This window comes from Bacillus sp. JJ1503, assembly GCF_036965125.1.
Taxonomy (GTDB): Bacteria; Bacillota; Bacilli; order Bacillales; family Cytobacillaceae; genus Cytobacillus.
Genome location: NZ_JBALOZ010000301.1, coordinates 1 through 1,188, shown reverse-complemented (window position 1 = coordinate 1,188; position 1,188 = coordinate 1). Strand labels below are relative to the sequence as shown.

Sequence of the window (1,188 nt, the reverse complement as noted above, 5' to 3'; positions counted from 1 at the left end):
TACATACGCTGTACCAGGGCAATATCTTAATCCTTCCTACAATCATCCAGAAAATTATACTGAAAAGCAGGTAGTTTTTGGAGATGGAGAATTCACCATTCCGGGAGTTTTGACAGTGCCAAAAGGAGAAGGTCCATTTCCTGTTGTCGTCCTTGTTCATGGTTCTGGGGCACATGATATGGATGAAACGTTTGCTTCATTAAAGCCATTTCGTGATATGGCTGTAGGACTCGTGAATGAAGGTGTAGCTGTCCTGCGTTATGACAAAAGAACATACTCCCATGCGATTAAAAGCTATTTAACACCGAAGTTTACTATCAAGGATGAAACAGTACTTGATGCTAATTTAGCTGTAGAAAAATTAAAGGCTATGCCAGAAATTGATGCTGAAAATATCTTTGTATTTGGCCACAGCCAGGGAGCTTTTGCCCTTCCAATGATTATCGATAATGACAAGAACAAAGATATTAAAGGGGTTATTGGAGCAGCCGGCCCTTCTGGGAAATTCCATGAACTCATGATCTGGCAGGTTGAGCAGCAATTACAGAGGGCAAAGGATATGAACGTACCTGCTGAGCAGGTAAAAGCTGCTGAAGCCAGCGTGGCTTTCTTCAAGGAACAATTTTCTTTATTGGATGACCCCCAATATTCAGCTGACAATTTACCGGCTAATTTCCAGTTTACGCCATCTTACTGGTGGTTTGATCTTCGTGATTTCGTTCCAGCCGAGCTTGCGAAAAAACAATCAGTTCCTACCTTACTTCTTCAAGGAGGAAAGGATATTCAAGTACCTTCTTCAGAATTAGATGCTTGGAAAAAAGCGCTAAAAGACCGTGACAACGTAGATTACAAACTCTATCCTGATATGTTCCACATGCTTGTTAACTTTAAGGGCCAAATAGACGGAATGACAGAATACATGACACAAGGTAATGTTCCACAGGAATTCATTTCGGATATTGCCCAATGGGTGAAAACAGGTGAAATTAAAGAAGTGATAAGTAAGCCACAGGAGCCAAGCAGTCCTGCGAAAATGGTGTATTGGGACAGCTTATTAATGAAAAAAGGACAAATTGGGAAAGTCACTATTACAAAACCAATTAACCTCTGGAAGCGCGAAGGCGATAAGCTTGTCTTTGAAAGGATCCTTAAGCCAGGCGAGCAATACCGCGTCTACCGTCAAGACGA

The 1,188-nt window shown here is 41.6% G+C and carries 1 protein-coding gene; it reads left to right on the top strand.

Annotation, left to right across the window (positions count from 1 at the left end; all coding sequences use genetic code 11):
- On the top strand, window positions 1–1,188 hold a 1,188-nt coding region (locus V7149_RS20760; protein WP_335347496.1), incomplete at both ends, for an alpha/beta hydrolase family protein.